Source organism: Helicobacter canis, assembly GCF_900451095.1.
Taxonomy (GTDB): domain Bacteria; phylum Campylobacterota; class Campylobacteria; order Campylobacterales; family Helicobacteraceae; genus Helicobacter_B; species Helicobacter_B zhangjianzhongii.
Map to the genome: position 1 here is coordinate 658,292 of NZ_UGHV01000001.1, position 14,072 is coordinate 672,363.

Genomic DNA, 14,072 nt, shown 5'->3' on the forward strand with positions numbered 1-14,072 from the left:
AGATCTAGTTGCTTCCTTGCATTTGCGAGATTGTGCTAACAATCGTGGCGAGTAAGGCAAAGCCTAGAATCCAACTCAAACAGAAAGGTTACTATGATGAAAAAAGCCCTCCTTAGTGTCAGTGATAAAAGTGGCATTGTAGAATTTGCTAGAGAGCTTACGCAGCTAGGCTTTGAGATTTTATCCACAGGTGGCACGCTACAAGCCCTCCTAGCAGCTAATATACAAGCCACAGAGGTAAGCTCCTATACACAAAGCCCAGAGCTCTTTGATGGCAGGGTCAAAACACTGCACCCTAAAATCCACGGCGGTATTTTGCACCGCAGGGATAACGCCAAAGATTTGGAGCAAGCAAAGGCGCATAATATACACGCCATCGATCTTGTGTGTGTCAATCTCTATCCATTTTATGAAACCACCCAGCGCACTAATGATTTTGATGAGATTATAGAAAATATCGATATAGGTGGTCCTAGTATGGTGCGAGCCGCGGCGAAGGCGTATCAATCTGTGCTAGTCATCACAAGCCCTAGCGATTATCCTAGCATTATCACCGCGCTAAAAAATGGGCAAAATACCCTAGAGCTTAGGCAGCAAATGATGATAAAAGCCTTTAGCCACACCGCCCACTATGATGTAACCATTGCTAATTATATGAATACGCGCTTTTGCGATGGCTTTGGGGAGAGGGTGTTTATCAGCGGGAAAAAGGTGCTGCAAACGCGCTATGGTGAGAACCCCCACCAAAAAGGCGCGTTGTATGAGTTTGATAGCTTTTATAGCCGCAATTTACGCATACTCAAAGGCGAGCCAAGCTTCAATAACTTTACCGATATTTATAGCGCGCTGCGTTTAGCCTCTAGCTTTGGGGATAAAAAGGCAGTAAGTATCATCAAGCACGGCAATCCTTGCGGCTTTGCGATGAAAGAGAGCCTGCTAGAATCCTACCAAGCAGCCCTAGCGTGCGATAGTGTGAGCGCGTATGGTGGCGTGGTAGCAGTAAATGGCGTAGTCGATCAAGCCCTAGCACAAGAGATGAGCAAGACATTCATCGAAGTGCTAGTGGCAAGTGATATTACCCAAGAAGCCCTAGAGATTTTCGCACCAAAAAAGAGAATGAAAATCTTCGCCCTAGCCTCCGCCGCGCTAGAATCCACTTTAGAATCCACCTCCAAAAAATCCCTAGAATCCACTTTTGCCCCAGCCCTAGCCCTGCCACTAGATCCTATGGACTTTAAGCATATTGGCGGAGGCTTTGTCTATCAGCAGAGTGATCACATCACAAGCGATGAGCTAGCAAATGCCACGCTTAAGAGTCAAGCCATAGCAGATCCTAGCACGCTACAAGATCTGCATATCGCCTACACAATCGCCGCACTTACTAAGTCTAATTGCATAACTTATGTCAAAGATAGCACGCTAATTGCCATAGGTATGGGTATGACAAGCAGGGTCGATGCCCAGCGCGCCGCCCTTGCTAAAGCGCACGATATGGGGCTTGACACCACAGGGTGTGCTATGGCAAGTGAAGCATTTTTCCCATTCCGTGATAGTGTGGATCTAGCTGCCAAAGCAGGCGTTAGAGCCATAATCCAGCCCGGCGGTAGCCTGCGTGATGAAGAAGTGATAAACGCGGCAGATGAGCATAAGATCGCGCTTTATTTTACCGGTGTGAGGCATTTCTTGCACTAATGCAGCAAAGTGGATTCTAGGGATTCAGCTTGTGGGCTAGAATCGCGGATTCTGCGGCTAGTGATTCAGTCTTGGGCGAGCAATGCGATTGATTACGCGATTTTTTGGGCAACCGCAGACCTCTAGTCTAGCTCTACCCAAAAAATCGCGTAAAACAAGCGAAGCGAAGTTTCTTTAGAAAACAACCACAGCCCCACCGCAACCCTTAGAATCATTATGATACAAAACGATTGTAAAAAGTGGATTCTAGGGCTTAGTGGTCGCGCATTGAGAGCTTTTTAAGCCCTCTTGTCATCATAAAGCTCTGCTCATAAAAGATAGAAAATACAATAAGCACGCCTGCTACAAGAGCCAAAGAGACAGAGAACATAATCGTAAAATTATCAAAAAAGAGCAGCAAATAATCGAGCCGCGCCTTATCATCGCGCTGCTGCACAAATGTGAGTAGCGATAAGATACTTTTATATCCATAGCTTCCCGGAAACATCGGCAGAAGAGAGGGGAAGACGATCACTTCTATGGGAGCTTTGACGCGCTTTGCCACCACGATCGCCAAAAGCCCTATACACAAGCTCGCGCAAAAGCTCGCCCCCACGAAGCTAACAATGGGCAGCTGCATAAGCCCAAAGCGGATATTGTAGCCAAGCCCAGCAAAAAGCGCACTCCAAAAAATCGTGCGCTTGAGTGGATTAAGCCCATAAGCAAAGCCAAGCCCCGCGATAAAGGCAAAGACAAAATCCACAAGCATTTCCATAATGAGCGAATCGTGCCACGAGGTCGCATACAGCACTTCTTGGATATGGGGATAAAGCTCTAGCATCACAGCACACTCGCATTTGTGATAGCTAGCGTGAGATACACGCCTGCTGCGATACACATCATAAGCACCATCATATTGATAAGTCGGCTGATACCCATAAGGGTGTTTTCGTGGATAATATCTACAAAGGCGTTTAAAATCAGCGCACCCGGGATTAGATACAAAATACTGCCGCCAATGGCTACACCCGGGGTCTTGCTAAGTCCTAGCCACACGCCAATATAAGCGACAAATGAGACGATAAAGGAGGCAAAGAGTAGCTGGGCGCGATTGTCTAGGCGGATTTTGTTAAAGAAATTGCGCATAAAAAACCCCATAAAAGTCCCCACAAATATACATAAAAGCGCGCCAAAATCTCCATCAAATAGCTTGCAAAATGTCGCATTTCCTAGCGGGATAAGCAGCGCACCTAGCACTAAAGAGCGCGATTTTTTCGCGCAGATATAGGAAAAATGCTCCTTTGCTTCTTGCAAGGAGATATTTTCATCATAGATTTGCCAGCTTAGTGCGCTAAGGTTTGAGATAAGCGAGAGATCCATACCTAGGTGCATATTTTTGATCACTTGTGTGCGGCGGTTGTTGTAATTTTTTTTATCAGCGATATTGATTGTGATGTATTGTAAAAACACGCTTAAATGCACTTCATAGCCAAAGCTCTGCCCGATTCTATTGGTGCATTTAATCACGCGTGCCGTGTAGGCTCCGCTTTGTAGCAAGGCACTAGAGTAGGCACACAGAAAGTCGCATATCTCTTCTATCGGGGGTTTTTGTAGGGATTTTTGGGATTGTGGCAGATGGGATTGTGGTGGGCTGGGCTGTGGGGAGTGATGGGAAGAGTCCTTTGGGGTGTGGGGCTTGCTCATAGGATCTCCGGCGTGTGAGTTTGGGCGCGATTGTAATGTATTTTTTATTAAGATTGCATAAGCTATAAAGCAGAATCTAGCTAGAGTGTGTAAGGAATAGCGATGAAAATCATTGGCGCGAGTGTGGTGTTTGTCTGCGATAGGGAGTTTCGCATTATCCGTGATGGGGGCGTGGTGTATGAGGGGGAGAGGATTGTGGAGGTAGGGGGGTATGAAGAGCTAGTAGCAAAATACACAAAAAGCCCAAGCGATTCTAAGATTTTGGAGCTAGAATCCACTTTTTTAAACAATGCTGAAAAAATACAAAGCATAGCTTCTTTAGAAAAAGTGGATTCTAGTTGTGAAGCTATGGATTGCCACGCGGATTTTCAATCCGCTCGCAATGACAGAAAAAACGCCGCTAATAAAAAAGTGGATTCTAGGAACGCGCAAAATCTACATAAGCAAGCCGACTCTACCTTTTTGTCATCGCGAGACTTCCGCAAGGAAGTCGTGGCGATCCATAAAGGCGCGAAAGCGGATTCTAGGGCGTGTGGTAAAAAAGCGGATTCTAAAGAAAAAATGGATTGCCACGCCACTGCTACGCAGTGGCTCGCAATGACAGAAAACAACGCCATTAGTGAAAACGCAGTTTTTTTAGAAAACAAGCGAAGCGGTGCGAGCGTGAGCTCGCAGGTTTCTTTAGAAAAAGTGGATTCTAGGGAAAATGCCGAAAGTTTAAACACGCCGCAGAACGCAAAGGCTGAAAATGTGTTTGATAGCGAGCCGCAGGCGGAAGGTTTTTGCGATGATTTTGCGGGTTGCGCGCGGCGAGCGGTGGGCGAAGGGATTTACCTAAGCGGTAATGAGCAAGCCCACCGCGCAGAATCCACAAAAAGCGCAGAAAAGCCAACGCCAACATTAGAAACAGAGTTTTTTAGCGGTTGCGTCTTGCTCCCTGCTCTCATCAACGCCCACATTCATTTTGAGTTTAGTAGCAATTCTACAAGCTTTGCGTATGGGAGCTTTGAGGGTTGGCTAGCAAGCGTGATGAGTAAGCGCGATAGTGTGCTAGCTGATATGCCCACCGCCATAGAATCCACCATAGATGAGCAGCTAGACTCTGGTGTGGGGAGTGTGGGGGCGATCTCTAGCTATGGAGCAGATATGCAAGCATTAGCCAAAAGCGCGCTAAAGGTGGTGTATTTTAGCGAAGCCATTGGGGCAAATCCTGCTGCGCTTGATACCTTGCTAGCAGATGTGAAAGCACGATTCTATGCGGCTAAAAAGCTCTCTTCTAGGAGCTTTTTTCCGGCTCTTGCTCTGCACGCGCCCTATTCTGTGCATAGCGTGCTAGCAAAGCATATCATCGCCTTTGCTAAAGAGGCTTTTTCTAAGCAAGCTTTAGAATCCACGCGCCCTGCCCATACTATCAATAATCCTATCAATAATCCTTGCGAGATGTCTTGCACGCTTAGTGCGCATTTTTTAGAATCTAATGCCGAGCGAGTTTGGCTAGAGTCCAAAGATCGCGCCAGCGCGCCTAAGGGGTGGTTTTATGACTTTTATACACAAGTGTTAAAGATCCCTAGCCCAGCCCCCTACTACACGCCGCAGGAGTTTATGGAGCTTTTTTCATCTATGCGCACATCTTTTGTGCATTGCACCGCCTTGCACCCCCTAGAATCCACTTTTTTAGCGCAGCAGGGGCACTCTCTCATCACCTGCCCGAGATCTAATCGCCTGCTTAATGGCTCTATGCTTGATCTAAAAAAGCTGGATTCTAGCCTAGTGGAGAATCTTGGCATAGGCAGTGATGGCGCAAGCTCTAATGCCAATACCAATATGCTTGATGAATTGCGTGCGGGGCTTTTTGGTATGGATTATGATCTGCCGAGGCTTGCGCGTTTGCTGCTGCTTGCTGCCACAAGGGGCAATGCCAAAGCCCTAGGACTTGCGAATGGCACACTAGAGAGTGGAAAAAGCGCGGATATGGCGGTGTTTGAGATTAAGGGTATCAAGGATTCTACCCAGCCAGAAGTGCATTTTATCCTGCTAGCAGACAAGGTGCGTAGGCTGCTTATCAATGGCGAGCAAGTGCGCTAAATGCCAAACTTATGGGCTAATCACATAAGAAAATTATAAGTCTGTCAAAGTATAATTACGCCATTTTTGAGACTATAACAAAGATCCATAATGCAGCAATCACAAGAACCACAAGAACAAAACTTTAGTGATTTGGGGCTTAAACGCTCCGTATTAAGAGGTATAGAGTTAGCGGGATTTAGCGTGCCAAGCCCGATCCAAGCAGAAGCGATCCCGGCGATTTTGCAAGGAGGCGATCTCATCGCCCAAGCCCAAACAGGCACGGGCAAAACTGCCGCCTTTGTCCTGCCTATCTTGCACAATCTCCGCAACAATGGCGAAGTAGAAGCCCTTGTCATCACGCCTACAAGAGAGCTTGCTATGCAAATTAGCGATGAGGCATTCAAGCTTGGTAAATTCTGCCGCACGCGCACGATTTGTGTCTATGGTGGGCAAAATATCAAGCACCAAATTAGCTTTTTAGACAAAAATCCGCAGATGATGATCGCTACTCCGGGCAGACTACTAGATCATTTGAAAAACAACCGCCTGCGCAATTTCGCGCCGCGCATTGTCGTGCTTGATGAGAGCGATGAAATGCTTGATATGGGATTTTTGGACGATATTGAAGAGATCTTTAGCTATCTGCCAAGTGAGATTCAAGTGCTGCTGTTTTCAGCGACTATGCCAAAGCCTATCCAAGAGCTTGCGGATAAAATCTTGCTAAACCCCACCAAAATCAAAATCACCCCCACAGAAGTCGCCAACACCGATATTACGCAACGCTACTATGTCATCAATGATAATGAGCGCAATGAAGCCATTATCCGCTTGCTTGATACCCAAACCCCCACGCGCTCTATCATCTTTACTCGCACCAAAAAAGAAGCCGACACGCTAAACACTTTCCTTAACGCGCAGGGCTATGCATCTGTGGCATTGCACGGGGATTTAGACCAGCGCACAAGACGCGCGGCGATCACGGAGTTTAAGAATAAAAGCGTGCAGATCCTAGTCGCTACTGATGTGGCAAGTCGCGGGCTTGATATTAGCGATGTGAGCCATGTATTTAACTACCATATCCCGCTCAATCCAGAAAGCTATATCCACCGCATAGGGCGCACAGGACGCGCGGGGAAAAAGGGCGTGGCGATCACGCTTGTAAGCCCACTAGAGTATAAAGAGCTGCAAAGAATCCAAGAAGATGTCGGCAGCAAGCTAGAGCTATTTGAGCTGCCTGTAAATATTGCTAAAAAGCTTGATGACTTGCTAGCGACTAAGATTTCACAAGAAGCCATAGATACTTATAATCAGCTAAGTAGCCAAGCCGAGCCAGCCCAGCTGTGTTTAAAGCTTTTGACACATTACTTAGAGCATAAGCGCACAAGTTTGCCGATGATGGAATCACCCGCGCGAGTGCATCGCACGACTAAATCCCATAACAAATCAAGGAAATCACGATGAAAGAATCAAGCTATATTTGGAAAAATGGCGAGCTTATCGCGTGGAAAGATGCCACCACGCATGTCTTAAGCCATACACTGCATTATGGCAACGCTGCCTTTGAAGGCACAAGGGCATATATGACACCTAAGGGCTTGGCGATTTTCCGCCTAAGAGAGCATTGCGCTAGGCTGCTACGATCGTGCAAGATTTTGCGCCTACATTGCCCTTATACACTAGAGGAGCTAGAAGCTGCACATATCGCGCTGCTTAAAGCAAATCGCGCGGACTTTTCTGGCAATGTTTATATCCGCCCGCTTGTGTATTTGGGCTATGGCGTTATGGGCGTGGCGCATATCAACGCCCCTGTGGAGACAATTATCGCGGCGTGGGAGTGGGGCGCGTATCTTGGCGAAGATGGCATAAATAATGGCATAAAGGTCAAAACCAGCTCCTTTGCGCGTAATCCTATCCGCTCCACTATGGGCAAAGCAAAGGCTGCTGCAAACTATCTCAACTCCCAAATGGCAAAATACGAAGCTTTGGCGTGCGGCTGTGATGAGGCATTGCTGCTTGATGAGCAGGGCTTTGTAGCAGAGGGAAGCGGGGAGTGTATATTTATCGTGCGAGATGGCAAGCTTATCACCCCACCGCACGACTATACACTAGAATCTATCACACAGGCTACGACTATCGAGCTTGCCAAAGATCTGGGGCTAGAGGTGCTAGAGCGGCATATCACGCGCGATGAGCTTTATGTGGCTGATGAGGCATTTTTCACCGGGACGGCTGCGGAGATCACGCCCATTAGAGAGGTGGATTTTTATCCAATCGGCTCTGGTGGAGCTGGGCAGATCACCAAAGCTCTGCAAGCAGAATTTCACGCGCTAGTCAATGCGCAAAAAGACCAGAATCCAAAATATGCTAGCTATCTAACTTTCATTGATTAAGGACACACTATGCCAATAGATCTAAACGAGCATTTACGCAAGAAAAATCAAACCCCACCTAGAGATAATAACGATGATAAAGACACGCGCGATAATCGCCGTGGCACAGGCGGCAAGCGAGATGATAGCAGAAATAGGGGTGAAGGCAATGCACCGCGTGATTTTCAGGGCTTTAATATCCCGCCAAATTTGGCTAGCAGCAAGATGGTTACGATTGTGATCGTTATCGTGGTGCTAGGGATACTCTTTTTTATGGCGCGTCCATTTGTGATTGTCAATTCTGGGGAGACAGGGATTAAGGCTACTACCGGGCGTTATGATCCAAAGCCCCTTGAAGCTGGAATCCACTTTTTTATCCCCTTTGTGCAAAGTGTGATTATTGAAGATACAAAGGTGCGCGAGGTGAATTTCTCAAGGGCTGATGATATTTTGGTAGGGAAAAATCGCGGGATCTTTCGCAACAACGCCATTGACACAATGGATAGAGATGGCTTGCAAGTGCTTGTGGAGCTAACGGTCAAATATGTCCTAGATAGCACCAAAGCCCCAAAGACGATTGAGAAATGGGGGCTTTCGTGGCAGGAGAAAATCGTCTATCCTGCGATCCGTGATGTGGCATTAAGCGTGATTGGAAACTACCCTGCCCAAGAGCTGCCCGGCAAGCGCGGTGAGATCGCCCAGCTTATCAGCAGTGGGATTAAGGAGAAAATCGAGCAGTATGAAGACCGCCCGGTTAATCTCGTCTCTGTGGAGCTGCGTGAAATCGTGCTACCACCTAAGGTAAGAGAGCAGATAGAAGAGGTGCAAAACGCACGCCAAAAAGCCCAAAGACGCCAGCAAGAAGAAGAGGGCGAGGCTAGGGCAAATCGCATTAAAGCCCAAGGTGTGGCTGATGCCAAGCTTATTGAAGCAAAGGCGGTGGCAGAATCTAACCGCCTTGTAGGACAAAGCCTAAATAATCAGCTAATCCAGCTGCGCCAGATCGAGACACAGGGCAAGTTTAATGAAGCCTTGAAAGAAAACAAAGATACGCAGATTTTCTTGCTACCCGGTGGGGCTGTGCCAAATATTTGGGTCGATAGCAAAAATCCTAAGCAAAACGCCGCAGTATCTGGCAAGTAGGGCAGTGGCAATCGCCCAAGGGTGGCAAGGACTTAAAGGCAGGATAAAGGGGTAGATCTATCTATGGTAGTAGATGAGATAGTAGCTAGGCTTGATTGGGGCAAATCTCCGCTAATGCCTGCTATCGTGCAGGACTCTAGCAGCAAAGAAGTGCTAATGCTAGCCTTTATGGATAAGCAGGCTCTAACACTCACACTAGAGAGTGGCTATATGCACTACTTTTCTCGCTCGAAAAATCGCATTTGGAAAAAGGGCGAGCGCAGCGGACATACGCAAAAGGTAGAATCCATCGCGCTAGATTGTGATAATGATGCCTTGCTTTTTATTATCACACAAGTGGGGGCGGCGTGCCACACAGGACATAAAAGCTGCTTTTTTACTACGCTAGATTCTAGCTCCACAATCTTAGAATCCCAAACTTCCCCAGAATCCACCTTTTTAACCGCTTTAAAATCTAGCCCCCTAGAATCCACTTTTGCGCCTTCTTCGCCTAATGATCCCTCCCAAGTCTATGGCATTCAAGCCTATGACATTATGGATACGCTTTATCACACGCTTTTAGAGCGCAAGGGCGCACCAGAATCTAGCTCTTACACCGCTAGCTTGTATGCAAAAGGTGTCAATGGCTTTGGCAAAAAGATCATTGAAGAAGCAGGCGAAGTCGTGCTAGCGTTGAAAGATAAAGATTCTGCGCAGATTGTCTATGAATGCGCGGATTTACTCTACCATATCCTTGTGGGGCTAGCCTACTACAATATCCACCCAGAGCAAGTGCTAGCCGAGCTGCAAAGGCGTTTTGGGCTTAGTGGGCTAGAGGAGAAAGCCCAGCGCAAAGCCTAATACACATCGCCTATTTTTCATTGCATTAGGCTTGATTGTTAAGCTTATCTTTGGTGTCTTGTAGGATTTGTGTGTATTCTTGCAAGGTATTTTTATATGGGGCGATATGCATAGCAGCATTCTTGGCATTTTCCATATATGCTTGACTTAAGCCCCATAAGGTCTTTTTATACAAAGCATTGTGGAGAGAGAGCTTATCTTGAAATGTGAGAAAATGCAGAGCATTATTCAAGCTATCGCGGATATTTTCTAGCGTGGGAGTGAAAAGCGCGAAGTCTTTTGGGGATTGCTTGTGCTTTTGCAAAGCGTAGTTGATTGTGTTATCTAGGGTGTTTAGCGTTAGCATTATGGCATTTGGGTAGTTTAGGGTAAGGAGTGTTTTTAGCGTATCAAGCTCGCTTTGGAGGGTGCATAGAGCTTTGGCATTTTGTGTTTGGAGTGATGAGGTAATAGTGTGGCACAAAGCCAGCCAAGAGTCTTTAAGCTTTGGGCATTGATTAAGCCCAAGCGTGCTACTTTGTGTGCAAAAAGTCTTCATCTCATTGTCTAAAAACTCGCCCACATTCTTCCCAAACGCGCTTATTTGCAAGCCTAGTGTGCGGCAATCTAGCAAGAAGCGATTTTCTTCACTATGGAGCTTGCTTATAATTGTGTCTTTGGGGATTATGGTGGCTTGGAAAGTTTGAGACTGCGTATTTTGCATACCTAGGATATTTTTGCTTGTGATAGATAGGGTAAAATCTTTGGATTCTAGCTGGGAAAAGATGTATTGCGCAAGGCTTTCTAGTGTGCTGTCATAGCGCGTGAAAAAGGCATTAAACTGCTTCTCTAAGCCGCTTTGCAGGGCATTAAATCGTAGCGTGCTATCGAGTCGCTCTAGCATTTGTAGATACGCGCTAGTGGATTCTAGGGCTTGGTGTATCTCTGCTAGACTTTGGGTAAGGACTTCTTGCAAAGAGCGGATAAGCTTGCTAGATTGCAGCTCTTTGGCATTGCTAGCTAGCGCGGTGATAAACTCTAGCACAGCAGAGAAATTTGCTTGGCTATATAGAGTGCTAGATTCTAGTGGTGTTTGTGTCTGCTCTGCCATTTGCATAGCCTTTAGGGCATTTTTGGCAGAGATAGCAACAATCTCGCTAAAACACCCGCTAAAGGCGGATTTGGCGTATTCTAGGCTTGTTTGGACTTCATCATCATTGGCTAGGCGATCTTTTTGGTTTAGCACGCAAAGGGATTTAGAGAGATAACGCTTGATGTGGGATTCTATAATGTCTTTTTCACTTTGCTTGCCGACATTATCGATCAAAGAGAGCCAGATGATCCCATCGACACGCGATAAGATCGCATTAGTCGTGTCAGTATCTATGGCATTTTGCGAGTTGAAGCCGGGGGTATCAAGCAGGCTTATGGAGCGAAGCAGGGGGTTTGGGGCGTAGAGGACAAACTCGCGGATCTGGAGATTTTCTAGCTCATCTAGTGTGTGGAGAAACTCTAGCGGCTTTGTGGCAGATCTGCCATCATTGTAGATAGCCTCTAGGCTGTATGTGCCGCCATAGCAAATCGTGCAGACTTTTGAGGTTATAGGCGTGATCCCACTAGGCAGGATCGCACGCCCTATGATGGCATTAAGAAAGGTGCTCTTCCCGCTAGAAAACTGCCCTACAACAGCTATGGATATAGGCTCATCAAGGCTTTTTTCAAGGGTGTTTAATGTGCTACTGCGCTCTTTGGTGAGTGTGTCTGTGCGACTTAGGGCATAGCGTGTGAGCTGGATAGCTTGGCTTAGAGGATTGGCACTAGCAGTGAGCAAGCACTCTTGGATAAAGGATTCTAGTAGTGTGGGAGAATCTAGGGCTATATGCGCTTGTGTGGGTTGCATTGCTTGAGGGGTGGTGTTTGTAGAGATCATCGCAGAGCCTTAAGGATCATTTGCACTTCATTGTGCAGGGATTGGATCGTTGCAAAAGTGGATTCTAGGGCTTGTATATCACTTGGGCTAGATTGCTTGGCTAGGGTGGATTCTAGTATGGAGAGATTGTGGGCGATCATCTCTTGCAGGGCATCTTCTTGTGCTTTGGTATAGGCTGCTAGGCTTTGCTCTAATAAGCCTTGTATGCGTGTATTTTCTTGTGTGAGCAAGTGGGTAAAATCTCCTAGCTGTGTGCGCAAAAGCTCTTGCAAGCTGGCGCGAAGCTTTTCTTGGGAGTTTTTGTTGTGCGCGTTATTAAGCTCTAGCACGGCTAGGGCTAGGGTGCTAGCTAGGGTGGTGATTGCAGCAGAGTTATCTGGGTGGGTTATGATAGGCATTGCTAGGGGTGTATCTAGGGGCAAAGAGGCATTAGTAGAGAGTGTGAGCTCATTGAGCGTGCGTAGCTTCTTGGCGACTTTGTATTTGTATTCACGCATAAGATCGTGGTAGCTATCTTGCAGGCTTTGGTTGATTATGGATTCTACGCGTTCTTTGCTTGGCTTTGCGTTTTTGGCGTATTCATAGATAGCATCATCATAAAGCTGGGTAAAAAGCCTTTGTATATGGGCGTTTAAGTGGGCATTGATAAGTGATAGTAGCTCGTGCAAATACTGCATAAAATCGCTTGCCAATGTCTCTAGCTGTTTGTGGGCTTTGTGCATTGACTCTTTTAGCTCATCGTTTTTATCTCGCAATTCTTGTGCTATTTTGTGTCTATCTTCACTATTTGCTTGCATTATGCGCTGTTGTAGCTCTATATTTTGCCTTGCTGTATCTAGCTCAAGTAGCAGTCCCCTATACGCGCTATATAGCAAGTCTCTTTGCTTGGGTGCATTATCGCCAAAGAGCATAGATTCTAGGTAGGCTTGCACCTTGGGCAGTCCTGTTTGCTCTAGTGTAAAGCCCTGTGCTTGTGCTTTAGCGATGATGTCTTTATCATCTGTTTTATACCCTAGGGCAAAAAGTGAAGAAACAGGGATAAAGTCAATGCTATCTAGCAAGGCTTGTATATCGCCATCATAGCGTGCTTTTTGCAGCTCTTGTTGTAGGCTTTGGCGGGTGTAGTTTAGGCTAGATTCTAGCTCTTTGCCACTAAGCAAATCCGCACGCGTTAGCACTACAAGTATCCTTGCTAAATGCCCACCAATGAGCGATTCTAAGATAAAGTCCATATCCTTTTGCGTAGCCGCACAGCTTGCATTCATCACATAAATAAGCATATCACACTGCTGGATATAGGATTTTGTAAGCTCTTCACGGATGCGCACAGGATCATCAAGCCCGGGCGTATCGACAATCTCGACATTATTTTGCAAGAATGCCAGCGGTAGAGCGAGCTTTACCTGCTTGACTAAAGAGTAGAATCCACTTTTGTGGTTGGCTGAAGTGTAGTGGGCTAGCTCTTCACAGGCTATGGCTTTTTGCCCCATTTCTAGCAAGGCTTTTTGCTCATTTGTGAGTGTATCGCTGCTTTTATGCTGGGCAAGCTCTTGTGGGGTGAAAAACTCCACTTCCGCACGCTCATTTTGCCCATAGTGCAAGATAGTAAGCGCGGCGGTTTCTGGGATTGTGGAGGTGCCTAGCACACTCTTGCCTAATAGTGCGTTTAAAAAGCTGCTTTTCCCCGCACTTAGCACACCGGCTACACCGATAGAAAAGCCCTTGTTTTGGAGCTTTGCCATGGCTGTGTCAAGGGCTGGTTTTGTATGTGGGATGGCGGATTCTAGTGCGCTAGCAATGCTGCTAAACTCATCTTCTAAAACCTTGGTAGAGATATTGCGCGAAGTGGATTCTGGGCTAGGGGCGATCTTTTTATCCTGTGAGAAACATATCTCTAGCATTGTAAAAAGTCTTTTTGCTCGTTGTATATCACATAAGCCTGTGGCGATAATATGGCGCATAAGCTCTAGGCTCTCTTGGATTCTTTTAGGCGACTCATAGGCTAAAATAGCGCATTGCAAAGCTTGCATAGCCACTAGAGAATCGCTAGTAAGATTGCTTGCACAAAGCATAGCATCTAATGCCTGCATAATGTGTGTAAATGTCTGTGTCTGCTTATATCGTGCGAAGTTGCTAGAATCTATTGATAAAACAATCGCCATAGCTTGGGGCGGGATTTGCCCTACAACATTAGCAAGCTTATAAGCATACTCAAGGAGTGCTTCAAGCGTTGCAGGCGTCCCGTGTGTGCTAGAGCTAGAGAGTATATCTTGCCAAAATGCTTGCAAAAGCTCCTGCCTAGCACAAGAGAGATCTGCATAAGATTGCGGAGCGGATTGGGGCTGCGTTGTTGTGTGCATATATGGACT

Annotated in this window: 10 protein-coding genes; 6 read left to right on the forward strand and 4 right to left on the reverse strand. The window is 46.6% G+C overall.

The window, feature by feature from the left end:
* The first annotated feature begins 96 nt into the window (after positions 1-96).
* Positions 97-1,692 carry a bifunctional phosphoribosylaminoimidazolecarboxamide formyltransferase/IMP cyclohydrolase gene (gene purH / locus DX060_RS03095; protein WP_115011105.1) on the forward strand — a complete coding sequence of 532 codons (1,596 nt, stop codon included), beginning with the start codon at positions 97-99 and terminating at the stop codon, positions 1,690-1,692.
* Positions 1,693-1,945: 253 nt separating this feature from the next.
* Here the strand turns inward: purH and DX060_RS03100 are convergent, their stop codons facing one another.
* Complete coding sequence (locus tag DX060_RS03100; RefSeq protein ID WP_115011106.1) at positions 1,946-2,512, reverse strand: threonine/serine exporter family protein; 567 nt, start codon at positions 2,510-2,512, stop codon at positions 1,946-1,948.
* Entirely contained in the window at positions 2,512-3,375 is an 864-nt protein-coding gene (locus DX060_RS03105; protein WP_115011107.1) for a threonine/serine exporter family protein, read from the reverse strand. Before DX060_RS03105 ends, DX060_RS03100 begins: the two co-directional genes overlap by 1 nt.
* A 102-nt stretch (positions 3,376-3,477) precedes the next feature.
* Here DX060_RS03105 and DX060_RS03110 point away from each other — a divergent pair, with 102 nt between their 5' ends.
* From DX060_RS03110 to hisIE, 5 genes are all read left to right on the forward strand, one after another.
* A complete protein-coding gene (locus tag DX060_RS03110) occupies positions 3,478-5,460 on the forward strand; it encodes an amidohydrolase family protein (protein ID WP_115011108.1) in 1,983 nt (660 codons plus the stop codon).
* Between the two features lie 90 nt (positions 5,461-5,550).
* On the forward strand, positions 5,551-6,903 hold the full coding sequence (locus DX060_RS03115) for a DEAD/DEAH box helicase (protein WP_115011109.1): 1,353 nt from the start codon (positions 5,551-5,553) through the stop codon (positions 6,901-6,903).
* Positions 6,900-7,832 carry a branched-chain amino acid transaminase gene (locus DX060_RS03120; protein WP_115011110.1) on the forward strand — a complete coding sequence of 311 codons (933 nt, stop codon included), beginning with the start codon at positions 6,900-6,902 and terminating at the stop codon, positions 7,830-7,832. The genes DX060_RS03115 and DX060_RS03120 overlap by 4 nt, the downstream gene beginning before the upstream one ends.
* Before the next feature lie 9 nt (positions 7,833-7,841).
* A complete protein-coding gene (locus DX060_RS03125) occupies positions 7,842-8,954 on the forward strand; it encodes a prohibitin family protein (protein ID WP_115011111.1) in 1,113 nt (370 codons plus the stop codon).
* A 63-nt stretch (positions 8,955-9,017) separates the two neighbouring features.
* Positions 9,018-9,794: a bifunctional phosphoribosyl-AMP cyclohydrolase/phosphoribosyl-ATP diphosphatase HisIE gene (gene hisIE / locus DX060_RS03130; RefSeq protein ID WP_115011112.1), complete on the forward strand. Its 777-nt coding sequence runs from the start codon at positions 9,018-9,020 to the stop codon at positions 9,792-9,794.
* Between the two features lie 25 nt (positions 9,795-9,819).
* Here the strand turns inward: hisIE and DX060_RS03135 are convergent, their stop codons facing one another.
* On the reverse strand, positions 9,820-11,703 hold the full coding sequence (locus DX060_RS03135; RefSeq protein ID WP_115011113.1) for a dynamin family protein: 1,884 nt from the start codon (positions 11,701-11,703) through the stop codon (positions 9,820-9,822).
* Positions 11,700-14,063 carry a dynamin family protein gene (locus tag DX060_RS03140; protein WP_147278755.1) on the reverse strand — a complete coding sequence of 788 codons (2,364 nt, stop codon included), beginning with the start codon at positions 14,061-14,063 and terminating at the stop codon, positions 11,700-11,702. The genes DX060_RS03135 and DX060_RS03140 overlap by 4 nt, the downstream gene beginning before the upstream one ends.
* Positions 14,064-14,072 lie beyond the last annotated feature (9 nt).

Bases quoted from the DNA above. Each gene is read 5' to 3' on its own strand.
- purH (WP_115011105.1), top strand. From the start codon at position 97: ATGAAAAAAGCCCTCCTTAGTGTCAGTGATAAAAGTGGCATTGTAGAA.
- DX060_RS03100 (WP_115011106.1), bottom strand. From the start codon at position 2,512: ATGCTAGAGCTTTATCCCCATATCCAAGAAGTGCTGTATGCGACCTCG.
- DX060_RS03105 (WP_115011107.1), bottom strand. From the start codon at position 3,375: ATGAGCAAGCCCCACACCCCAAAGGACTCTTCCCATCACTCCCCACAG.
- DX060_RS03110 (WP_115011108.1), top strand. From the start codon at position 3,478: ATGAAAATCATTGGCGCGAGTGTGGTGTTTGTCTGCGATAGGGAGTTT.
- DX060_RS03115 (WP_115011109.1), top strand. From the start codon at position 5,551: ATGCAGCAATCACAAGAACCACAAGAACAAAACTTTAGTGATTTGGGG.
- DX060_RS03120 (WP_115011110.1), top strand. From the start codon at position 6,900: ATGAAAGAATCAAGCTATATTTGGAAAAATGGCGAGCTTATCGCGTGG.
- DX060_RS03125 (WP_115011111.1), top strand. From the start codon at position 7,842: ATGCCAATAGATCTAAACGAGCATTTACGCAAGAAAAATCAAACCCCA.
- hisIE (WP_115011112.1), top strand. From the start codon at position 9,018: ATGGTAGTAGATGAGATAGTAGCTAGGCTTGATTGGGGCAAATCTCCG.
- DX060_RS03135 (WP_115011113.1), bottom strand. From the start codon at position 11,703: ATGATCTCTACAAACACCACCCCTCAAGCAATGCAACCCACACAAGCG.
- DX060_RS03140 (WP_147278755.1), bottom strand. From the start codon at position 14,063: ATGCACACAACAACGCAGCCCCAATCCGCTCCGCAATCTTATGCAGAT.